Source organism: Bosea sp. PAMC 26642, assembly GCF_001562255.1.
GTDB lineage: Bacteria > Pseudomonadota > Alphaproteobacteria > Rhizobiales > Beijerinckiaceae > Allobosea.
Genome location: NZ_CP014301.1, coordinates 3,172,294 through 3,193,007, shown reverse-complemented (window position 1 = coordinate 3,193,007; position 20,714 = coordinate 3,172,294). Strand labels below are relative to the sequence as shown.

The following is a 20,714-nucleotide window of genomic DNA, read 5'->3' as shown; positions in this document are numbered from 1 at the left end:
GACGGCGCTGCGAAACACCCATGACACTTTCCTTCCTTGGCGCGGCTCGACCGGCGATCGCCGGAATCTGAGCAGCTCCTCCATTCTCTCCTAAATCACTAGGACGCATCGGATCATTTAATGCCCGATGTTTCGTGCATAATGCACGATCCAGGTATCTGATCAATCCCTTTTTGTTGATTGCCAAGCCCCTAATATGCAAGGATTGTTTCGAGATAGGATCGTGCACGATCAGCGAGGGGCTTCAGGATGACGGTAAAAACGCTTCCACGCGTTCTGGTGAGGACGACCGTCTCCGAGCAGACCTATGAAGATATCAAAGCGCGCATTATCGACAGGGAGTTACCCCCCGGCGCTCGTCTGAACATCGATGCTTTGGCGCGGGAACTTAGTGTGAGCTCGACCCCGATACGTGAGGCTCTAGCGCGTCTTGAAAGAGAGCAATTGGTGTCGCTCGAACTGTATGCGGGCTATTCGGTTTTACCGCCGCCTAGTCCGGAGTATCTGGCAGGATTGATGGAGTTTCGCATTCTCTGGGAGGGGCACTGTGCGCTGGTCGGCGCGCCAAAAATGAAGTCAGAAACGCTCCGGTCGATGGAGCAATCTTTTCGGAAAATGAGTGGTATCCGGCGACTTGGCACAAAATATCGAGATTATCGAAAATTTACCGACGAAGATGCGCGTTTTCATCAAGCGATAATCGACAGTGCCGAAAATCCGGCTATGACTAAAATCTATGCGAACCTACACATTATCCTGCTTCAATCACGACTTTACTTGACAAGAAGCGCCAGCGGAGCTCCGTCGAAAGAAGTTTTATCAGAGCACGAAGCGATCCTATCGGCTTTCCTCACCGGCGACGGTATAGCAGCACAAAAGGCAATCTCTGATCACTTGCGGGGCGGAGGCCGGCGCCTTCAAGCAGTTCGCGCTTCGACCCCGCAAGCAATCGCCGACCCGAGAGTTCGCACAACGGTTTCCCTGTAAAGCGGCTTTGGGTGCAATGGCACAACGGCAAGATTGCGCCCAGCATGACCAATGCATACGCTCCCTCGGCACAGCACGCCTTTCGCTAAACTGACTGGAACACCTAATCGTTGAACCCGTGACTTCGAACGACGGCTCTGATCGCATCCGTTGTAACGGTGACGGCCAAGTCCAATACGCCTAGCGGCAGCGCGACAAAAATGTCTTGCGGGTTCACCGGCGCGAGGTGGTCAAGATGGCAGAGCCTGCCGGCTGCCAGGGCGTCATCGACAAGTTTAAGGGGCATAATGCCGACGCCAGCGCCCGCAGTTACCAATCGCACGATGGCAGACATGCTGTTGCACATGCTGAAGGAGGGCGGCTCTAACCCACACTCTTTGAACCACGTCGCGGTAATCGTTCCCAGGTTGGATGGGGGAGGTGTTATAAAAATCCGCTGTTCGGCGATGTTCTGTGGTTTGTGTAGCGAGTTCGCGACAGAAGGTGCGCTGATCCAGCCTACGCTTTGTCCCCCAAGCCTATCATAACGTAGACCCGGTAGGATCGGTGGGCTGGAGACCACGGCGACGTCTAGCTCGCCGGCGTCCAGCTTCAATGTCAGAGTGTGGCTGAGATCGACTACGACCGAGACCTCGAGGTCGGGATGGCGTTCCGCAAGGCTGCGCAAAAGTTCCGGAAGGCAAACGGCGGCAAAAGCATCCATGACGCCTAGCCGCAAGAGGCCTGTTACCTCCTGGCCGGCCCGCATCTGATGCTGCATCTCCTGCGCTAGCGTCAACAAGCGCTCGGCATTGACGAAGAAGGCCTGGCCAACCGGCGTCATACGCACTGGCTGGCTGCTTCGCGTCAGCAACGAACGACCAAGTTGTCGCTCCAGCTCTTTGACACGATACGTCACAGTCGGCTGTGCGAGCCGCATGCGGTCCGCCGCGGCGTGAAAATTGCGGAGCTTCGCCACCCAATAGAATGCCTCGATGAGCTTAAGGTTCAGCATGCATTGCCCGATCAAGTTTCTTGATCAAGCTAGGGATATTTTCGATTGGAATCCAGCCGATCACTGCGACTAGGCTTGCAGGATTGCCCTTATCTGATCGAGGTTTTCTGTGCCAAGCCTGCCCTTAGCCGAACTTGATGATGTCTCCGCGACCGTGCGCGCCTCCATCCTCGAAGATCTTCCGGAGATCGCCGGGATCGTCGACGACGGATTGCGTGAGAAGGTGATCAAGGCGTGGGCACTGTCGTTACGGGACTCATCATTCACACGCATTTCAGATATTCCGGGCGAGGGCGCGCCTAATCACTTTGTGCTGAAGACCGGAAGCCAAGAACTCCATCTGCGCGGCGTGGCTAGGCTGGCCGTGAACACCGTCGACGAGTTCCGCCGAACTTTCCCGCATGTCGAGGTCGACCGCGACATTGTTCTGGCCGGAGCCCTCTGCCATGACATCGGCAAGTGTTGGGAATGCGATCCTGTCAATCTAGAACGTTGGCAAGCCAGACCTGACCGGACCGGCTATCCGTCCCTGCGCCACTCCGTATATGGCGCACATATTTGTCTCGCCGCCGGACTGCCTGAAGCCATCGCTCATATCGCGCTGGGTCATTCTATGGAGGGCCAGCACATTAAGCTGAGCACCGAGTGCATGATCGTCCGCTGGGCGGACAACACCTGGTGGTACAGCGCGGCGACGTTGGGGTTGTGCCATTCCGATAGCCTCGCCGCTGCAGGCACCATGATGACGCCACGACCCCTGATGTGAAGCGGGATCTATGATCGATTATACCCTTACATTTGGTCCGGTCCTGCAGCGCTGGCCCCTGCTGCTGGAGGGGCTAACGCTTACTCTTCTCCTCACCGTGATCGGTGTTGTGGCGGGCACCGGCTTTGGCCTGATGCTGGCCTTAGCCCGTCGGGCGAAGGCCTGGCCGCTGCGATGGCTTTCGCGGGCTTATGTCGAGATCTTCCGCAACACTCCATTGCTCGTCCAGCTTTTCGTGGTCTTCCTGGGTCTGCCTTCGATCGGGATTCGGCTGTCGCCGGTCACGGCAGCCGCCCTTACCCTCGTGCTGAATAACGCCGCCTACACCTGCGAAATCATCCGAGCAGGGCTTGCGGCGACGCCAATTGGGCAGATCGAAGCTGCCAAGAGCCTGGCACTCCGGCCCTGGCAGACCTTGGCCCTCGTAGTACTGCCTCCTGCATTGGCGCGCATCTACCCGGCCTTAGTGAGTCAGAACGTGTTGCTGATGCTCTCAACGGGTATCACGTCAGCGATCGGCGCTCAGGAACTCACAGCTGCCGCGTCCGATATCAACTCTGACACATTCCGGAGCATTGAAGCTTTTGCGCTGGCTGCCGCCTTCTACCTGGCCCTGAATTATCTGCAGCGCCTGCTACTCTGGGCTCTGGGGCGCCCATTGTTCCGAAGCACAAGGTGGGCCTGACATGCGCAGCTTTGGCCCTAATGAAATGTTCTACATCGTCCTTGCGGCACGCTGGACGCTCCTTCTTGCGGCGTCGGCCTTGGCCGGCGGCGTCTTGTTTGGCGCCCTGCTCACGGCAATAGGGCTTGCCCGGAACGCCATTGCCCGCCACGGCGTGACCATCTTCGTCCAGTTCGTGCAAGGGACGCCGCTATTGATCGTATTGTTGCTCACCTATTTTGGGCTGAGCGCCTTAGGCTTTGATCTTGGAGCACTCCTATCCAGCGCGCTTGCCCTGACGCTTTATGCCGGCGCCTATTTCTCGACGATCTGGCGAGGCGCGATCGGCGCGGTGGGATCCGGGCAATGGGAAGGCGCTGCGGCGCTCGGGCTCAATCGCTGGTTTTCCTTCCGCTTTGTGATCTTTCCACAAGCACTGCGGATGGCCTTGGCTCCAACATGCGGCTTCACGGTCCAGCTGATCAAGAATACCTCGCTCGCCGCTCTTGTTGGGTTCGTCGAGCTCACCCGAGCCGGCCAGATCGCCAGCAATGCCACCTTCCAGCCACTTCTCGCCTTTGGCGTCGTGGCAGTCGCCTATTTCGTGATGTGCCTGCCATTCACGCTGCTGTCCGAATGGCTGGAGCATCGACATGCCCACCCTTAAAAAACGGAGAGCCATTCGATGACGAACGCCTTTGGAAGACCCATGCGCTCCATTGCAGCTGCGCTCCTTTTACTTGCCTCCGGCACCTTAACCACGAACGCGCAGACACTCGATGCGGTGCTGAAGCGCGGAAAGATACTGGTTGGAGTGAACATCGCATCACCGCCGTTTGGCACAACTGACGCTAAAATGGAGCCTGACGGCTACGACGTGGATATCGCCAAGATGCTGGCCAAGGACCTCGGCGTTGCGCTCGAGATCGTTTCGGTTACGAATGAGAACCGCATTCCGACGCTGCTGACGGGGAAGGCTGATGTAATCGCCGCGACCCTGCAGATCACCCCCGAGCGGGCGAAGTCAGTCCTCTTCACCTCGCCCTACGGCATGCACCAATCGATGGTAATTGGCCCGCCAGAGCTCAAGATCGCAAGTCTTGCTGAGCTCGCTGGCAAGCGCGTCGGCGTTGCGCGCGGCTCTGCTTACGCCAACATTCTTGCCCAAGCGAATATCCCGGGAATGCAGCTTATTCAATTCGCGGACGATAGTGCCAATCTCAACGCACTTGTCGCCGGTCAGGTCGATGCTGCCGGAACGGTCTCTTATCTCGCAGCCGAGTTGAAGAAGCGGTACCCGGAAAAAGGCTTCGATCAGAAGATCAAGCTTACCGACAACGTCTATGCGATGGGCGTTCGCCGCGGTGACCTCGACTTTCAACGCTGGGTGAACACTTTTCTGTTCGTGAACATCTTGAATGGCAAGATCGGGCAAACCTACGAGAAGTGGATGGGCGATGCCTGGAAGCCATTGCCGGCGTTTTAGTTCAGACTCGCTGCTGCCGTGGAGCCGACGAGCGCCGCCGCATCTATCAACCCGACGAGCAAGGCCTCAGAACAGCCCTTGCTCAGAATGTCGGAATGCCTGGCGGCGTTGGGGGCAGCGGTTCTGCATCCTTATTAGTGGCGGCCTCTTCGCCCGCATGCGGGTCGACCGAGATCGTGTTGAGGGAGGCGTCCGCAGGCTTTACTTCAGCGGACTTCACCTTCTCGACCTCGGCATCGGATAACTTGTTTCCTTCACCATCGCGCAGGACATGTTCCTTCTAGCTGCCTGCTGAACGAACCCGCGGGTCATAGAAGTTGTTCCAGCGCGGAGACCGTGGAGCGGCCATCCCTCTGGTTTGAGATCAGTAAGTGCCTTGCAACTTTCGTCCATCGCTATCTGATAGGACGAGTGCTCATGAACGATGCGCCAGCGGCTAACCGTGTCGTCAGGAGCCAGCTTTGCAGCCCGGCGATGGTTGCGAGATTGCCCATCGAACTCACTGTGATCCATGTTGCGTGTCGGACAACCCGACATTAAACTCAGGTTGTGCTGCGCCGATTTCAGCCGAGGCGCGCGATCGAGCGGAGTGACGGATGACCGAGGTTTTCATTGTAGCGGGTCAACGTACCGCAATCGGCGCCTTCGCCGGTGCGCTAAAGGACATCGCGCCGGCCGAACTGGCGAGCACGGTGGTCAAGGCGGCGATGGCGCGCAGCGGGACCGCCGCCGACGAGGTCGGGCATGTCGCCTGGGGCCAGGTCATCCAGACGGAGCCGCGGGACGCCTATATCGCCCGCGTCGCGGCCGTGAACGGGGGCATTCCGATCGAGACGCCGGCATTCACAGTGAACCGACTTTGCGGATCGGGGCTGCAGGCCGTCATTTCTGCGGCACAGACGATCTTGCTCGGCGATACAGATGTCGCTCTCTGCGGCGGCTCCGAAAGCATGAGCCGCGCGCCGTTTCTGTCGCAGGCCATGCGATGGGGCGTGAAGATGGGCGATACGGCGATGGTCGACATGCTCGACGGGGCGCTGCGCGATCCCTTCGGACGGATCCTGATGGGCGTGACGGCCGAGAATGTCGCCGCGCGCTATGCCGTCAGCCGCGAGGCTCAGGACGCACTCGCGGTCGAGAGCCATCGCCGCGCCTCGCATGCGATAAGGGAGGGTCGGTTCAGGGATCAGATCGTCGGCGTCGACATCAAGACCCGGTCCGGCCCCGTTGTTTTCGCAGAGGACGAGCATGTCCGCCACGATGTGAAGGAAGCTGATCTCGCCGGTCTTCGCACGATCTTCAAAAAAGAGGCCGGCTCCGTCACCGCAGGCAACGCCTCGGGCATCAATGACGGCGCCGCCGCGATCGTGTTGGCAAGCGCCGAGGCGGTCCGGCGCAGCGGCGCCACGCCGCTGGCGCGGCTCGTCGCCTATGGCCACGCCGGAGTCGATCCGAACTATATGGGCATCGGCCCTGTTCCGGCGACACGCGCGGCCTTGGCCAGGGCGGGGCTGACTGTTCGCGATCTCGACGTGATCGAGTCGAACGAGGCCTTCGCGGCACAGGCCTGCGCGGTGTCCCGCGAACTCGATTTCGATCCCGCCATCGTCAACCCCAATGGCAGCGGCATCTCGCTGGGTCACCCCGTGGGTGCGACGGGCGCGATCAACGTCGTCAAGGCAGTGCACGAACTGCGGCGCAGCGGCGGTCGCTATGCGCTTGTCACGATGTGCATCGGCGGCGGCCAGGGAATCTCGGCGATCTTCGAGCGCGTCTGAAACCCCTCGCAGAAGCCGAATAATCCAGCGGACGCATCTTCAATCTCTTGATCGTGCCGCAGGCAGATGGTAGCCTCGTCTCTGTCGGACAAGCGGACAATTGGCTCGAAGCGGATGTTAGCGAAAAGCGATGCGTCGATGACGGAAGACCGCAATGTCAGGCTGGAGCGATCCGGCGGGCATGTCCGGCTGTCGCTCATGCGCGAAGACAAGCTGAACCCTCTCGACTGGACGACAGTTCGCGAGCTCAAGCAGTCCGTCGAAGCGATCGAGGCCATGCCCGATGTCTTCGTCGTCAGCATCATCGGCAGCGGCCGCAGTTTTTCGGCAGGCGGCGATCTCGACGGCTATCTCAAACTCTACCGCGAGCCGGCGCAGTTCGCGGGTTTTCTGGACGATTTCTTCGCGATGCTGGCCGGCATCGAGAGCTCGCAGAAGATTTATGTCGCACTGATCAATGGCGTCTGCGTCGCAGGCGGGCTCGAACTGCTGCTGGCTTGCGACATCGTGCTGGCGGCTGATACGGCTCGGATCGGCGATGGGCACCTCAATTTCGGACAGTTGCCCGGAGCAGGCGGTTCGCAGCGCCTGCCACGTGCGATCGGCCTGCTGCGCGCCAAACACCTGATGCTCACCGGACAAATGCTCAGCGCCGCGGAAGCCCGCGAGATCGGGCTGGTCAACGAGGTCGTGCCCCATGCAGAACTCGAGCAGGCATTCGACCGGCTCATCGCGAAGCTCGCCGACAAGAGCCGTGTCGGCCTGGCATCGGCCAAGCATCTCGTCAACAAGACGCTGACGACGGATCTCGAGACCGGTCTGCGCTACGAGATAGACTTCGTGCTGAACTACGCGACGACGGTGCCGGACGCGACCGAGGGGCTGCTCGCCTTCAAGGAGAAGCGCAAGCCGTCCTATCGAACGTGACTGACAGCCGCGTTTGCGCCAGGCTTCGATGCTGGCGGCGCGGCCACCGAGAACCGACTTTGAAGGCCCGGGTACGGCGCAGCCGCACGACAAGAGGCCGATGACTGGGAAGGAAATGCCGATGAGCGATGATCGTCGCCATGAGAGCCGTTCTGACGACGAGCACGCGATTCTCATCCGCATGCTTGCCGATGCCGAACGGCTGTGCCGCACCGACGACCCGCTGCTTTGCGGGCAGGCGGCGCAGTTGCGCGGCCGCATCGCGGCCATGGTCGAGATCACCGAGCCACCGGCGACCCGGATCTCCGGTGCGAGCGCATGACGGGCCGACTGCAAGGCAGGGTCGCGTTGATCACCGGCGCCGGGTCCGGACTCGGCAGGGCCGTCGCGCAGCGCTTCGCGGCGGAAGGCGCGCGGGTCGTGGTGACGGACATAGCCGACGAAGCCGGCCGCAGCGTAGCGGCCGGGATCGGCGAGGCGGCGGCCTTCTGTCATTGCGACCACACTTCGAGCGACGACTGCAACCACGCGGTGACCTTCGCGCTGGAGCGCTTCGGCGCGCTCGATGTCCTGCACAACAATGCCGGCGGCCCGTTTACCGGCAGCTTCGAGACGATCGACGACGAGATGATGGAGCGCGTGCTGCGGGTCAATCTCGTCGGCGTGCTCAAGATGACACGCGCGGCGCTGCCGGCACTGCGCCAGAGCGCCTCGGGTAATCCCGCTGGCGCCTCGCTGCTCTTCACCTCCTCGCTTCAGGGTCTCAAGGCGAAGCCGAATTTCAGCCTCTATACGGTCGCCAAGCACGGCATCGTCGGGCTCGTGCGCAGCCTCGCGCTGGAGCTCGCGCCTCAAAACATCCGCGTCAATGCGATCTGCCCGACCGTTACGGAAACGCCGATGCTTTCGGCCTTCCTGCCCGGCATGGCGAATGACCGCGACGAGGCAATAAAGCGGTTCCGCGCGACGATTCCGCTCGGCCGCATGCCGGAGCCCGAGGATATTGCGGCGGCCGCCCTATTCCTCGCCTCCGACGAGGCCCGCGTCGTCACCGGTATCGCCCTGCCGGTCGATGGCGGCCAGATGGCGATGTGAGCAGTCCATGGCCATGAAATCAGACCCATTTCGCCTCGAAGGCCTCGCGGCGGTCGTTACCGGCGGCAGCGGCGGCATTGGCTCCGCCGCGGCCCAGGCCTTGGCCGAGGCAGGCGCAGATGTCGCTGTAATCGGCCGCAACCGGGTCAAGCTCGAGCACACGGCGAAGGCAGTGGAGGCGACGGGACGGCGCGCGCTCGTCGTGGAGGCCGACGTTACCGACGAGAACGCCGTCGCTGCCGCGCGGGACGCCGTCGTCGCTGCCTTCGGTCGGGTCGACATCCTGTTCAACAATGCTGGCGTCACCTCACCGAAGCTACTCGCCGAGACCTCCCTGTCGGAATGGCGCGATGTTGTCGACGTCAGCCTGACCGGCGCATTCCTGTGCTCGCGCGCCTTCGCTCCGGTGATGACCGGCAATGCCTATGGCCGCATCATCAATATGGGCTCGATCCTGTCGGGACGGGGCATGGCCAACCGCACGGCCTATTGCGCCGCCAAGGCCGGGCTCGCTAATTTCGGCGCGGCCATGGCCTTCGAACTCGGCCGTGAGGGCATCACGGTCAACACCGTCGGCGCCACCGTCATCGTCACCGATCTCAACCGCGATCTGATCCGCACCCAGCCGCAGCTGTACGACAAGGTCCTGTCACGCTCGGCGATAGGACGTCTCGGCGAGGTGGACGACGTCACGGGCCTGATCGTTTTCCTGGCGTCCCGTGCCGCCTCCTACATCACCGGCCAGACCATCTACGTCGATGGCGGCTATACGGCGGGATAGACGCATGGCGATCCAGCTTCTCAACGGCGTGGTCTATGGCGGTCTGCTCTATCTGCTGGCGGTCGGCCTCGTTTTGATCTTCGGTCTACGCGAGGTGGTGAACTTCGCTCATGGCGCGCTGTTCATGCTCGGCTCCTATATCGGCTACACGCTGGCCGCGTCGGGCCAATGGTGGCTTGGCCTCCTCGTCTCCGTCGTGGTCATGGCCGCTGTTGGCTGCATACTCGACGTGCTCGTCTTCCGCAGCCTCCGCAAGCACGACCATATCGTCACCGTATTGATCACCTTTGGCCTGCTGCTGATCCTCGAGACGGTCGTTACCGTCACCTGGGGCAAGGCATATCTGAGCTACCCCGTGCCGAGGCTGCTAGCGGGCACTATCGAGATCGCTGGGTCGCCGTTCCCGATCTACCGGCTCTTCATCATCGCCGTCAGTCTGATGGTCGCGATAGGCCTCGCGGCGTGGCTGCGCTTCACGCGGATGGGCCTCTATGTCCGCGCCGCCAGCACAAACGCGCATGTCACGTCGATACAGGGCATCGATGTCGACCGGCTGAGTCTTATCGTCGTCGGGCTCGGCACGGCGCTGGCGGGACTGTCTGGCGTGGTGGCCGGACCGCTCCTGACCCTGTCGCCGACAATGGGCAACTATATCCTGATCGATTCCTTCATCGTCGTCGTCATCGGCGGGCTCGGCAGCTTCGGTGGCGCCTTTATCGCGGCACTACTGATCGGCCAAATTCATAACCTTGGCGCGATCTACCTGCCCTGGGCCGCGACGATGCTGCCCTTCATGCTGATGATCGGAATCCTGATCTGGCGACCCACTGGCTTCGCGGGGTCGCGGACATGAGCCCGGTTGCCGACACGCCCGCGCTCAGCGGAGCCCGGCCCATGCCCAGGACGGCATGGATCGTCGGCGTAGCCGCACTGGCACTGGCTTTGGGCGTCGCCACGCCCTGGCTCGTCGCCTCGAAGCTCACGCTCTCGCTGACGACGCAGGCGATTTTCGATGCCCTGCTCGCCACCAGCGTCGGCTTCCTCATCCTTCAGAACGGGCGTGTGAGTTTCGGCCAGGCGGCGTTCTTCGGGCTCGGCGGCTATGCCTTCGGCGTCCTGGTGGCACGCCAGGCGATGGCGCCTGAGCTTGCCTTCGTGCTCGCGCTCGCCCTGCCGACGCTGGTCGCCTTTCTGCTCGGCATCGTCTTCGCGCGCATCACCGGCGTCGCCCATGCCATGCTAACGCTCGCGGTCGGCCAGGCCTTCTACGAAATTGCATTCCGCTGGCGCGAACTCGCCAAAGGCGATGACGGCATGTCCTTCGACCTGCCGCAACGCATCTTTGGCTTCGCCTCGAATTCCCTGCAGAACCCCGCCGTGATGGTCGTTATTTCTTGGTCGATCCTGGTACTGTCGCTTGCGGGGCTCGCGCTCTTCGCCAACAGCCGGATGGGGCAGATCGCCGCTGCCGTGCGCGACAACGAGGAGCGGGCACGGTTCATCGGTCACGACACCACGATCCCACCCGCGATCGTCTATGCGATTTCGGCATTCCTTGCCGCCATAGCCGGCCTGCTGCAGGCGACCTACAATGGCTACATCGCGCCGCAGATGTTCCACTGGAGCCTGTCGGGATCGGCGCTGATCATGGCGGTCGTGGGCGGCGCGCAGTTCATCATCGGCCCGGCTTTCGGAGCGGTCTGCTTCTTCTTCCTCAAGGACTTCGCCGGCCGCTTCGCCGAGTACTGGCCGGCGATCGTCGGCAGCGTCCTCGTCGCCGTCACACTTCTGATGCCGCAGGGCATTGTCGGACTGGCCTCCCGGGCCTGGACCCGACAGCGGAGCCGGTCATGAGCGAGAGCTTCGCGATCCAGGGCATCGGCGTCGAGCGGCGTTATGGCGGTTTCCGCGCCCTGAAGGACGTGGACATCGCCGTAAAGCGCGGCGAGATTCGGGGGCTGATCGGCCCCAACGGCGCCGGAAAGTCGACGCTGATCGATGTGCTCTCCGGCCGAGTGCGCGGCCAACCGGGCAAGGTGCTGCTCGACGGGCGCGACATCTCCACTCTGAAACCGCAGGAACGGCGCCGGCTCGGTCTCGCCAGATCGTTCCAGCGCACCAACATCTTCCCGGCGCTCACCGTCGAGCAGCAGTTGCGCATCGCCTCCTGGGCCGTGACCGATGCCGGCGTCGAGGAGGTCATGGCCGAACTCGATCTCACGGCGCTGGCAAGGATGCCGGCCGCGGAGATCAGCTATGGCGACCAGCGCCGTCTCGACCTTGCGCTCGCACTGGTCGGGCGCCCCAGCGTGTTGCTTCTCGACGAGCCGGCCGCGGGCCTCACCGTAGAGGAATCGCATGGGCTGGCGACGATCCTGCGCGACCTCGCCAATCGCTGGAACGTCACGGTGCTGCTCGTCGAGCACGACATGCAGGTGGTCTTCAGCATCTGCGACGCGATCACCGTGCTCCATCTCGGCGAGATGCTCGCCGAAGGCAGTGTGGCGGAGATTCGTGCCGACCAGCGCGTCGTCACGGCCTATCTCGGGACGGAGGCGTGATGTCGCTGCTCTCCTTCCATGATGTCCATGCCCTCTACGGCCAGGCCCGCATCCTCAATGGCGTCTCGTTCGACATCGCCGCAGGCGAGCGCGTCGCGCTCGTCGGGCGCAACGGCGTCGGCAAGACAACGGTTGTCAACACGCTCTGCGGGGTCACGCGAATTGAGCGAGGGCATGTCGCGATCCGCGGTAAGCCGATGCGCAACCTGCAGCGCTATACGGCTGCGCAGAACGGCATCTCGGTCGTGCTGCAAGGACGCGGAATCATCACCAACCTTACGGTCGAGGAAAATCTTTTGCTAGGTGCCGCCACCGGGCGGCGCGGCGCCTGGTCACTTGCGAGCGTCAAGGCGCTGTTCCCGATCCTTGAGGAACGCAAGGCGAGCCTGGGCCTCGCACTCAGCGGCGGCCAGCAGCAGATGCTGGCAATCGGCCGCGCGCTGATGGCCAATCCCGACCTGCTCATCCTCGACGAACCGAGCGAGGGGCTTGCTCCCGTAATCGTCGACGAGCTTGCCGACCTCCTCGTGCGCCTCGGCAATGACGGGATGGCCATCCTGCTGATCGAGCAGAGCGTCGGTCTGATCCGGCGCGTCGCCGAGCGCTTCTACGTGCTGTCCAAAGGTGCGGTCGCCGCCTCCGGCCCGCTCGCTGACGTGGGAGCGGAGGAGTTTCAGCAGCATATCGCGATCTAGCCAACCCGTCGAAGACACGGGCGAACACGGGCCCAACCGAGGCCGAACCCCTGGGAGGAATGAAAACATGTCCAAGACAGTGATGACTACAGGCCTGGCGCTCGCCGCCGCCCTGGCGGCGGCGAGCGCGGCAAGCGCGGCCGACCCGCTGAAAATCGGCGTTGCGACCGATATGTCGGGCACCTATGCCTCGCTCGGCGAGGAAGTGATGCGGGCGACCCGCTTTGCCATTGACGAGGCGAATGCCGCCGGCGGCGTCGACGGCCGCAAGGTCGAGTTCAAATCCTACGACACCGAGGCCAAGCCCGATCTCGCCCGCCGACAGGTCGAGAAACTAGTGATGGAGGGCTACCCCGTCGTCACCGGCATGATCGCCTCCGGCGAGGGGCTCGCCATCGCGCCGCTGATGGAACGCTGGGGCTCGATCTACATCTCGGTTGTCAACAAGGCCGACGAGCTGACCGGCGCCAACTGCGTCAAGCGCGTCTTCCGCGTCAACACTCAGTCGGCGATGGACGCCGCAACCGTGAAGCCCTGGCTGAAGGAGCGCAAGGAGAAGAAATGGGCGGTTGTCGCCATCGACATCGCCTGGGGTCGCGGCTCGGCGACGCTGTTCTCGGAAGCCGTCAAGTCAACAGGCAAGGAGCTGGTGGCGGAGCTTTTCCCGCCGGCCAACACCAACGACTTCGCGCCCTATATTGAGCAGATAAAGAAGGCTGGCGCCGAGGGGGTCTGGGTCGTTCTCGCAGGGCGCGACGCCATCAACTTCGCCCAGCAGTCGAAGCAGTTCGGCCTGACCGACGCGATCACCGTCGCTGGCGTCAGCTTCACCACGGACGGCACGGTGAAGACGCTGGGCGACGCCGCCAAGGGCGTCTTCGGCATCATCAACTACAGCTCGACGCTCGACACGCCGGAAAACAAGGCCTTCGTCAAGGCATGGACTGACAAGTACAAGGTCCCGCCGACCAATTTCGAGGGCGAGGCCTATCTTGGCTACCAGGTCCTCTTCCAGGCCGTGAAGGAGGCGAAGAGCGTCAAGACCGACGACATCGCCAAGGCGCTGCCCGGCAAGACCTATGACACGATCATGGGCAAGCTCGTCATGCGCGCCGAGGATCGCCAGTTGCTGAAGCCGAATTATTTCGGCGTGGTGGAAGCCGTCAACGGCGAGTTGCGGCCGGTGGTCAAGACGACGGTGAGCGCAGCCGATGTCGCACCGGCGGTGACCTGCAAGGCGAACTGACGGTCCATATTGCCGAAGAAGGCCGGGGCTTGCCCGGCCTTCTTGTCGTGCCGAACTTGGCGCAGTCGCCTCTAGCTGCACTCAGAACTCGTCTAGCGGCATCAGACCTGCTGTCGCGTTAAGCGTGGCGACGAACGCGAGCTGCTGTTTCGCCTTGGGCAGTTCGGCCTCGAAGAAATAACGGCAGGCCCGGAGCTTGCCGCGCAAGAACGCATCCGGCCCGTGGCCGCCGGCCCTGATCGTGCAGGCCTGATCGAGCCAAAGCCAACCGACCACGACATGCCCGAAGGCCGAGAGGAAGGTCGACGCGTTTATCAGCGCTCTGGCCGGATCGTCGAGCGCCGCGAGCAGAGCGATCGTCGCTTCCACCTCGCTCCAGAGTTGGCGTAGCGCGCCCGCGAGGTCTGTGAGATCGGGATAGCTGGCGGCTCTGCCTGCGGTGCGCTCGATCTCGCCCGCAAGCTGAACAAGTGCCTGCTCTCGATCGCGCAGGATCTTGCGACCGAGAAGGTCGATGGCCTGGATTCCGTGCGTGCCCTCGTGGATCGGATTGAGGCGGTTGTCGCGATAGATCTGCTCGACGTCAAAATCGCGAGTATAGCCGTAGCCGCCATGGATCTGGATCGCCATGTCGTTGGCGGCGAGGCCGAATTCGGAGGGCCAGCTCTTGGCGACCGGCGTGAGCAGGCCGAGAAGCGCCACGGCGCGCGCCTTGTCCTCGGCAGTCGCGGCGGTCGTCTCCTGGTCGATCAGCTCGGCGCAATACAGAATCAGCGCGAGCGCACCCTCGGCGTAGCTCTTCTGGGCGAGCAGCATGCGCCGCACATCGGCATGCTCGACGATCGGCCGCTGCTTCGCGGCCGGGACCTTGCTGCCGCCGACGAGCGGGCGCCCCTGCGGGCGCTCCCGGGCATAGGCGAGCGACTGGCGGTAGCCTCGCACGGCCAGCGCCGCCGCGCCGAGGCCGACCGAGATCCGCGCTTCGTTCATCATCTGGAACATCAGGGCCAATCCGCTCCCGGCCTCGCCGATTCGGTAGCCAATCGCACCTGCCTCGCCGCCCGGCCGATGGCGCGTACCTTCGCCGAAATTCAGCAAGCAGTTGGTCGTACCGCGATAGCCCATCTTGTGGTTGAGCCCGGCGACGGCAATGTCGTTGCGCGTTCCATCGGGCAGGAATTTCGGCACGGCGAAGAGCGAGATGCCGCCGACGCCAGGCAAGAGCGCGCCGGAGGCGTCGGGGATCTTCGCCAGCACGAGATGCACGATGTTGTCGGAGATGTTCTGGTCGCCGCCCGAGATCCACATCTTCGAACCCGACATCCGGTAGCGCGGCCCGAGATCGTCCTCGCCATCGACAACCGCGCGCGTCGTGATGTCGGCCAGCGAGGAGCCGGCCTGCGGTTCGGACAGGCACATCGTGCCGAGCCAGCGGCCTTCGATCTGCGGCAGGGCGAAGGTCTCGATCTGCGCCGACGTACCGAAGGCACAGAGCAGCCGCGCATTTGCCGTCGTCAGCATGACATAGGCGGCAGTCGCGATGTTCGCCGCCATGAAATGTGCCATCGAAGCCGTCTGAACGACTTTGGGCAGTTGCAATCCGCCGACCCCGCTGGCGAAATCGACGGCGAACAACCCCATCTCGGCCGCCGCCTTCAGCGACTGCCCAATCTCCGGAATGACGTGGACCGTCTCGCCCTCCAGCACCGGCTCGGTCTGGTCGGCCTTCTTGTAATGCGTCGCGAAATGCGAGGCTGCGAGCCTGGCGCTGACATCGAGCACCGCGTCGAAGGTCTCGCGCGAATGCTCGGCGAAGTGGGCGTGGGCGGTCAGCCGCTGTGCACCTAGCCAGTCATAAAGCAGGAAAGCGAGGTCGCGCTCGTCAAGATAACCCATATGCCGCCCTCACCTGTGCTGCCGGCCCCGGTCGAAGTCCGCGAAGCCCCTGCCTGTCTCGGCTAGTTCCTTCAGCAGCGGAGCGGGCGTCCAGTTGGCGTCGCCGTCGCGGCTGAAGGCGACGATCTCACGATAGATCTCGTTCAGGCCGACCGTATCGGCCCAGAACATCGGCCCACCAAGTGCCGCCGGGAAACCCATTCCCTGCGTGTAGGCGACGTCGATGTCGCCGGCGCGCTGCACCGTGCCGTCGGCCAGCGCGAAAGCGCCTTCGTTGACGATCGCATAGAGCGCCCGCTTGACGATCTCTTCGTCCGATATGACGCGGCGCACGATGCCTAACCGGGTCGACTCCGCGAAAATCATAGCCTCGACGACAGGATCGCTTTCCTTCTGCCGGCCGCCGGCCGCGTAGCGATACCAGCCAGCTCCCGTTTTTGAGCCGAGGCGACCCTTCTCGACGAGAAGGTCGGCGAGGCGCGAATAGCGCATCGCCGGGTTCCAGTCCATTAACTGGCGCTGGCGGACATGCGCAGCGACATCCTGTCCCGCCATGTCGATCATGGCGCAGGGGCCCATGGCGAGGCCGAAACCAGTCAGAGCCTTGTCGATCTGCTCGGGGAGGGCACCCTCTTCCAGCATCAGATCGACCTGGCGCAGATAAGGGTAGAGCAGCCGATTGGCGAGAAAGCCGTCGCAGACGCCGACGACGACTGGCGTCTTGCCGACCTGCCGGGCGAGCTTGATCGCCGTCGCCAGAACCTCGACATCGGTCGCGTCGGCCCGGACGACCTCCAGCAGCCGCATGACATGCGCGGGGCTGAAGAAATGCAGGCCCAGCACATCGGCCGGCCGCGAGGTCGCGCGCGCGATGACATTGACGTCGAGTGCGGAGGTATTGCTGGCGAGGATGGCGCCCGGTTTCGCGACCCGATCGAGCTCTGCGAAGATCGAGAGCTTGACCTCCATCTCCTCGAAAACCGCCTCGATGATCAGGTCTGCGGCCGCGAGCGCGGACATGTCGGTTCGCCCGGCGATTCGCGCCCGCCGTGACGCGGCCTCCGCCGGAGTCAGATCACCCTTCGTGACGGCACGGTCATAGACATCGCCTATCCGCTTCAGCCCGCGTTCGAGGGCCGATGCGTCACGCTCGATCAGCGTGACCGGCAAGCCTGCATTGGCGAAGACCATCGCGATGCCCGAACCCATCGTCCCTGCACCGATGACACCGACGGCCTCGATCGGGCGCGACTTCGTCCCCTTGCCGACGCCAGGTGCGTTGGCGGCCGCACGCTCGGCGAAGAAAAGATGCCTGAGCGCGCGCGAAGGCACGGAGGCCATCAGACGCAGAAAGAGGCTGCGCTCCTGCGTCAGCGCCTCGGCGAATGGCACCGAAGTTGCGCCTGCCATGCTGTCCAGCGCCGTCCGCGAGGCTTCCCCATGCGGACTTTTCGGCGAGATGCCTCGGCGAGCGGTCTCGATCGCTGCTGAAAGCCCCTGGGGTACCGGGCGCCTGGAGGTCGCTGTCAGCGCCGACGCGGCCAATGCATCGATCAGCGCCAGCGCCTCAGCGACGACATCTGCGCCGACGCGATCGACGAGACCAGCTTGAAACGCGTCGGTTGCATGGAGCGTACTGCCGGCGGCGATCATCTTCGCGGCCACATCTGGCTCGGCCACACGCGGCAGGCGCTGCGTCCCGCCGCCACCGGGCAGGATTCCGAGCTTGACCTCCGGCAGGCCTATGCGCGCAGTCTCGTCGGCCACCCGGCCATGACAGGCCAGCGCCAGTTCGAAGCCGCCGCCGAGAGCCGCCCCTCGCAGCGCGGCGACCACCGGGACGGGCGAGGCCTCGATGGCGGCATGGACGTCATTGGGATCGGGCGCCGTCGGGTCGAGACCGGCATCGAATTCCTGGATGTCGGCGCCGCCCGAGAAATTGGCGCCTGCACCCGTGACTACGACACCGGTGACGCCATTGATGACAGCGCGAGACAGCGCCGCGACGAGATCGCGGCGAACGCCGGCGCTCAGGCTGTTCACCGGAGGATGGGCAATGGTCAAGATGGCGATCGTGCCGGAGAGGTCCGTGCGGACGAGGCTGGGAGAAGTCATCTGGTATCGTCCCTCACCAGGCCCATAGGTCGGCTTGCTTGGCCAGCTCGAGGCGGGCAATCTGGTCGATATGAACCTCGTCAGGACCGTCGGCGAGCCGCAGCGTGCGGGCCAGCGCCCAGCTTTCCGCAAGCCCAAAGTCGCCGCTGACGCCACCGCCGCCATGGATCTGGATCGCCCGGTCCAGCACCGCCTGGGCCATGCGCGGCGCGACGACCTTGATCATCGCGATCTCGGCGCGGGCCGCCTTGTTGCCGACCGTGTCCATCATGTAGGCAGCCCTGAGCGTTAAAAGCCGCGCCTGTTCGATTTCCATCCGGCTTTGGGCGACCGCGTCACGCAGCATGCCCTGCTCGGCAATGGCCTTTCCGAAGGCGACGCGGCTGCGGGCTCGCGCGACCATCGATTCCAGCGCCCGTTCCGCCAGCCCGATAGCGCGCATGCAGTGGTGGATGCGCCCCGGCCCGAGTCTACCCTGCGCGATCTCGAAGCCGCGCCCCTCGCCCAGCAGCATGTTGGAGGCTGGCACCCGTACATCGGTGAAGGTGATCTCAAAATGGCCGTGCGGCGCATGATCGTAGCCGAATACGGTGAGCGGCCGCACGAGTTCGACGCCAGGCGTGTGGAGGGGCACCAGGATCATCGACTGGCGCCTGAACGGCTCAACATTTGGATCGGTCAGACCCATAAAAATAAGGATCTTGCAGCGGCGATCCCCAGCCCCGGAGGTCCACCACTTACGGCCATTGATGACATAGTCGTCACCGTCGCGAACGATGCGCGAGGTGATGTTGCGGGCGTCCGAAGACGCCACCTGCGGCTCCGTCATCGCGAAGCCGGAACGGATTTCGCCTGCCAGCAGCGGCTCGAGCCATAGCGTCTTCTGTTCGGCGGAGCCGTAGCGCGCCAGCACCTCCATATTGCCGGTATCGGGCGCGCTGCAGTTGAAGACCTCCGCCGCGATCGGCGAGCGCCCCATGATTTCACAGAGCGGCGCATATTCGAGGTTGGACAATCCGGCGCCACCGCCATGGTCGGGCAGAAAGAGGTTCCATAGACCCTTTGCCCGCGCCTTTGCTTTCAGCTCCTCCATGATCGGAGGGGAGACCCATCGGTCCTGACTCGAGGCTACCTGATCGAAATAGACGCGCTCGTTGGGATAGACGAATTCGGCCATGAAGGCGCCGAGCCGCGCGAGAAGGTCTTTCACTTTCGGGGAATGATCGAAATCCATCGCTCTCTACTCCGCTGGGCCCTCACATCCCTAGCTGATGTCGCCTTGTCGGACAATACAACAGAGACACGTCGCACAGCGCCGCGCGAGCGAACAAGCGAGTTTCCATCATAAATCTCTGATATATTTTGCTAATTAGCTGATTTTGACCTCCTTTTTGGCTGACATGGCTAGGCCTGCGGTGTTGTTGAGGGACTTGCTATCTGTCCGGTTGTCGGGCAGAAGACAGGTGTGGATCGCTGCAGGGCGCTTCACCACAGCGGCAAGGCGCGAGGGGTTCCGCGCCCTTTCAGGCGAAGGCAAGTCATGGGATCGGCTCGCAAATCCGCGTATGCGCTCAAGGACAAATACGCGATCGTCGGCATCGGCACGACCGACTACTCGGCAAATTCCGGCCGCACCGTCCGCGCGCTCGCCATCGAGGCCTCCGCCAACGCAATCGCAGATGCGGGGCTGAAACCCGCCGATATCGACGGCATCGTCAGTTACAACTTCAACGACTCGGCGCCCGCGATCGCGGTTGCGACCGGGCTCGACATCCCCAATGCCGGCTATGCGGTCGATTTCCTGGCAGGCGGCAACGCCGCCAATCTCATTGTCCTGTCGGCGGTCGCCGCCATCGAGGCTGGACTTGCCGACACAGTCGTCTGCTACCGGGCGATGAACGGGCGATCCGGCTTCCGGCTCGGCGGCGGGCGCGAATTCCGGGCGCTCGGACCAACGCAATACACCGCGCCCTTCGGTTGGATCACCTATCCCCAGGCAATGGCAATGTGGTGCCGCCGCTACCAGATCGAATACGGACTGACGCCCGAGCAACTCGGCAATGTCGCCGTAACACTGCGCGAGAACGCCGTCCTCAATCCGCGCGCCATGCAGCGCAAGCCGATGACGATGGACGACTATCTTGCCTCGCGTCCAATCGTCGACCCCTTCCGCATGTTCGACATCTGTCTGGAGACGGACGGTGCCTGCGCCGTCGTCGTGACCTCTGCCGAGCGCGCTCGAGACATGAAGCAGAAGCCGGTCTACATCATGGGCGGAGCGTATGGCGGCGGGCCGCAGCAGGGCGACGACCTGTTCGACTGCATTCGGTGGCCCGACCACTCCAAGAACTACAGCCACTACATCGCGGACGATCTCTGGCGCAGCGCCGGCATCGCGCCAAAGGACGTTGACGTCGCCGAAATCTATGACTGCTTCACCTACAGCATCCTGATGCAACTCGAGGGGCTGGGCTTCTGCGGACTCGGCGAGGCTGGCAGCTTTATTGCTGACGGCCACATCCGGCGCGACGGCAAGCTCCCGGTCAATACCCATGGCGGCCTCCTCTCGGAGGGCTACATCCATGGCTTCAACCATGTGATCGAGGCCGTGGAGCAATTGCGCGGCCAATCCGGCCCGCGGCAGGTCGCGGATGCGGAAATAGCCTTGACCACAGCGGGCGCCATGACCTGCGGCAGCGCGATGATCCTGAGGAGATAGGGCG

Annotated in this window: 20 protein-coding genes; 16 read left to right on the top strand and 4 right to left on the bottom strand. The window is 63.2% G+C overall.

From position 1 onward, the window contains the following. Positions 1-249 precede the first annotated feature (249 nt). Positions 250-987 carry a GntR family transcriptional regulator gene (locus AXW83_RS26605; protein WP_082767159.1) on the top strand — a complete coding sequence of 246 codons (738 nt, stop codon included), beginning with the start codon at positions 250-252 and terminating at the stop codon, positions 985-987. A 103-nt stretch (positions 988-1,090) separates the two neighbouring features. Here the strand turns inward: AXW83_RS26605 and AXW83_RS15365 are convergent, their stop codons facing one another. Then, positions 1,091-1,981, bottom strand: a complete 891-nt coding sequence (locus tag AXW83_RS15365; RefSeq protein WP_066614942.1) for a LysR family transcriptional regulator — start codon at positions 1,979-1,981, stop codon at positions 1,091-1,093. Between the two features lie 109 nt (positions 1,982-2,090). Here AXW83_RS15365 and AXW83_RS15360 point away from each other — a divergent pair, with 109 nt between their 5' ends. From AXW83_RS15360 to AXW83_RS15295, 14 genes are all read left to right on the top strand, one after another. Further along, a complete protein-coding gene (locus AXW83_RS15360; protein ID WP_236841680.1) occupies positions 2,091-2,747 on the top strand; it encodes an HD domain-containing protein in 657 nt (218 codons plus the stop codon). A 10-nt stretch (positions 2,748-2,757) separates the two neighbouring features. Beyond that, a complete protein-coding gene (locus AXW83_RS15355; RefSeq protein ID WP_066614940.1) occupies positions 2,758-3,432 on the top strand; it encodes an amino acid ABC transporter permease in 675 nt (224 codons plus the stop codon). A 1-nt stretch (position 3,433) separates the two neighbouring features. Further along, complete coding sequence (locus tag AXW83_RS15350; protein WP_066614939.1) at positions 3,434-4,078, top strand: amino acid ABC transporter permease; 645 nt, start codon at positions 3,434-3,436, stop codon at positions 4,076-4,078. An 18-nt stretch (positions 4,079-4,096) separates the two neighbouring features. Next, complete coding sequence (locus AXW83_RS15345; RefSeq protein WP_156640084.1) at positions 4,097-4,897, top strand: transporter substrate-binding domain-containing protein; 801 nt, start codon at positions 4,097-4,099, stop codon at positions 4,895-4,897. A gap of 596 nt (positions 4,898-5,493) precedes the next feature. Continuing rightward, positions 5,494-6,675 carry an acetyl-CoA C-acyltransferase family protein gene (locus AXW83_RS15340; protein WP_066614934.1) on the top strand — a complete coding sequence of 394 codons (1,182 nt, stop codon included), beginning with the start codon at positions 5,494-5,496 and terminating at the stop codon, positions 6,673-6,675. A gap of 138 nt (positions 6,676-6,813) precedes the next feature. Further along, positions 6,814-7,602 (top strand): enoyl-CoA hydratase/isomerase family protein, encoded by a 789-nt coding sequence (locus AXW83_RS15335; protein WP_066614932.1) that lies wholly within the window; start codon positions 6,814-6,816, stop codon positions 7,600-7,602. 121 nt (positions 7,603-7,723) lie between these two features. After that, a complete protein-coding gene (locus AXW83_RS15330) occupies positions 7,724-7,924 on the top strand; it encodes a hypothetical protein (protein ID WP_066614930.1) in 201 nt (66 codons plus the stop codon). Continuing rightward, positions 7,921-8,697 carry an SDR family NAD(P)-dependent oxidoreductase gene (locus AXW83_RS15325; RefSeq protein ID WP_066614929.1) on the top strand — a complete coding sequence of 259 codons (777 nt, stop codon included), beginning with the start codon at positions 7,921-7,923 and terminating at the stop codon, positions 8,695-8,697. Before AXW83_RS15330 ends, AXW83_RS15325 begins: the two co-directional genes overlap by 4 nt. A gap of 13 nt (positions 8,698-8,710) precedes the next feature. Next, entirely contained in the window at positions 8,711-9,478 is a 768-nt protein-coding gene (locus AXW83_RS15320) for an SDR family NAD(P)-dependent oxidoreductase (RefSeq protein WP_168166102.1), read from the top strand. A gap of 4 nt (positions 9,479-9,482) precedes the next feature. Further along, on the top strand, positions 9,483-10,331 hold the full coding sequence (locus tag AXW83_RS15315) for a branched-chain amino acid ABC transporter permease (protein WP_066614923.1): 849 nt from the start codon (positions 9,483-9,485) through the stop codon (positions 10,329-10,331). A gap of 41 nt (positions 10,332-10,372) precedes the next feature. Then, positions 10,373-11,332, top strand: coding sequence for a branched-chain amino acid ABC transporter permease (locus AXW83_RS15310; RefSeq protein WP_066614921.1), 960 nt, complete (start codon positions 10,373-10,375; stop codon positions 11,330-11,332). Next, the gene (locus AXW83_RS15305) at positions 11,329-12,039 is read left to right on the top strand and encodes an ABC transporter ATP-binding protein (RefSeq protein ID WP_066614919.1); all 711 of its coding nucleotides are present in this window, start codon (positions 11,329-11,331) and stop codon (positions 12,037-12,039) included. The genes AXW83_RS15310 and AXW83_RS15305 overlap by 4 nt, the downstream gene beginning before the upstream one ends. Then, entirely contained in the window at positions 12,039-12,734 is a 696-nt protein-coding gene (locus tag AXW83_RS15300) for an ABC transporter ATP-binding protein (RefSeq protein ID WP_066614917.1), read from the top strand. The genes AXW83_RS15305 and AXW83_RS15300 overlap by 1 nt, the downstream gene beginning before the upstream one ends. A gap of 67 nt (positions 12,735-12,801) precedes the next feature. Continuing rightward, the gene (locus AXW83_RS15295; protein WP_066614915.1) at positions 12,802-13,980 is read left to right on the top strand and encodes an ABC transporter substrate-binding protein; all 1,179 of its coding nucleotides are present in this window, start codon (positions 12,802-12,804) and stop codon (positions 13,978-13,980) included. Positions 13,981-14,061: 81 nt separating this feature from the next. Here AXW83_RS15295 and AXW83_RS15290 read toward each other — a convergent pair whose 3' ends face one another. From AXW83_RS15290 to AXW83_RS15280, 3 genes are read right to left on the bottom strand one after another with little or no spacing between them, the layout of a single operon-like run. Next, positions 14,062-15,876 carry an acyl-CoA dehydrogenase gene (locus AXW83_RS15290; protein ID WP_066614913.1) on the bottom strand — a complete coding sequence of 605 codons (1,815 nt, stop codon included), beginning with the start codon at positions 15,874-15,876 and terminating at the stop codon, positions 14,062-14,064. A 9-nt stretch (positions 15,877-15,885) separates the two neighbouring features. Continuing rightward, a complete protein-coding gene (locus tag AXW83_RS15285; protein WP_066614911.1) occupies positions 15,886-17,991 on the bottom strand; it encodes a 3-hydroxyacyl-CoA dehydrogenase NAD-binding domain-containing protein in 2,106 nt (701 codons plus the stop codon). Between the two features lie 13 nt (positions 17,992-18,004). Then, complete coding sequence (locus AXW83_RS15280; RefSeq protein ID WP_066614909.1) at positions 18,005-19,225, bottom strand: acyl-CoA dehydrogenase family protein; 1,221 nt, start codon at positions 19,223-19,225, stop codon at positions 18,005-18,007. A gap of 306 nt (positions 19,226-19,531) precedes the next feature. On the opposite strand from AXW83_RS15280, the gene AXW83_RS15275 reads away from it, so the two are divergent. After that, complete coding sequence (locus AXW83_RS15275; protein ID WP_066614907.1) at positions 19,532-20,710, top strand: thiolase C-terminal domain-containing protein; 1,179 nt, start codon at positions 19,532-19,534, stop codon at positions 20,708-20,710. Positions 20,711-20,714: the final 4 nt, after the last annotated feature.

Excerpts from the sequence above, each read along its gene's own strand:
- AXW83_RS15335 (WP_066614932.1), top strand. The coding sequence starts at position 6,814 with ATGACGGAAGACCGCAATGTCAGGCTGGAGCGATCCGGCGGGCATGTC.
- AXW83_RS15310 (WP_066614921.1), top strand. The coding sequence starts at position 10,373 with ATGCCCAGGACGGCATGGATCGTCGGCGTAGCCGCACTGGCACTGGCT.
- AXW83_RS15290 (WP_066614913.1), bottom strand. The coding sequence starts at position 15,876 with ATGGGTTATCTTGACGAGCGCGACCTCGCTTTCCTGCTTTATGACTGG.
- AXW83_RS15280 (WP_066614909.1), bottom strand. The coding sequence starts at position 19,225 with ATGGATTTCGATCATTCCCCGAAAGTGAAAGACCTTCTCGCGCGGCTC.
- AXW83_RS15315 (WP_066614923.1), top strand. The coding sequence starts at position 9,483 with ATGGCGATCCAGCTTCTCAACGGCGTGGTCTATGGCGGTCTGCTCTAT.
- AXW83_RS15320 (WP_168166102.1), top strand. The coding sequence starts at position 8,711 with ATGAAATCAGACCCATTTCGCCTCGAAGGCCTCGCGGCGGTCGTTACC.
- AXW83_RS26605 (WP_082767159.1), top strand. The coding sequence starts at position 250 with ATGACGGTAAAAACGCTTCCACGCGTTCTGGTGAGGACGACCGTCTCC.
- AXW83_RS15325 (WP_066614929.1), top strand. The coding sequence starts at position 7,921 with ATGACGGGCCGACTGCAAGGCAGGGTCGCGTTGATCACCGGCGCCGGG.
- AXW83_RS15340 (WP_066614934.1), top strand. The coding sequence starts at position 5,494 with ATGACCGAGGTTTTCATTGTAGCGGGTCAACGTACCGCAATCGGCGCC.
- AXW83_RS15365 (WP_066614942.1), bottom strand. The coding sequence starts at position 1,981 with ATGCTGAACCTTAAGCTCATCGAGGCATTCTATTGGGTGGCGAAGCTC.
- AXW83_RS15295 (WP_066614915.1), top strand. The coding sequence starts at position 12,802 with ATGTCCAAGACAGTGATGACTACAGGCCTGGCGCTCGCCGCCGCCCTG.
- AXW83_RS15275 (WP_066614907.1), top strand. The coding sequence starts at position 19,532 with ATGGGATCGGCTCGCAAATCCGCGTATGCGCTCAAGGACAAATACGCG.
- AXW83_RS15355 (WP_066614940.1), top strand. The coding sequence starts at position 2,758 with ATGATCGATTATACCCTTACATTTGGTCCGGTCCTGCAGCGCTGGCCC.
- AXW83_RS15350 (WP_066614939.1), top strand. The coding sequence starts at position 3,434 with ATGCGCAGCTTTGGCCCTAATGAAATGTTCTACATCGTCCTTGCGGCA.
- AXW83_RS15330 (WP_066614930.1), top strand. The coding sequence starts at position 7,724 with ATGAGCGATGATCGTCGCCATGAGAGCCGTTCTGACGACGAGCACGCG.
- AXW83_RS15345 (WP_156640084.1), top strand. The coding sequence starts at position 4,097 with ATGACGAACGCCTTTGGAAGACCCATGCGCTCCATTGCAGCTGCGCTC.
- AXW83_RS15285 (WP_066614911.1), bottom strand. The coding sequence starts at position 17,991 with ATGACTTCTCCCAGCCTCGTCCGCACGGACCTCTCCGGCACGATCGCC.
- AXW83_RS15305 (WP_066614919.1), top strand. The coding sequence starts at position 11,329 with ATGAGCGAGAGCTTCGCGATCCAGGGCATCGGCGTCGAGCGGCGTTAT.
- AXW83_RS15300 (WP_066614917.1), top strand. The coding sequence starts at position 12,039 with ATGTCGCTGCTCTCCTTCCATGATGTCCATGCCCTCTACGGCCAGGCC.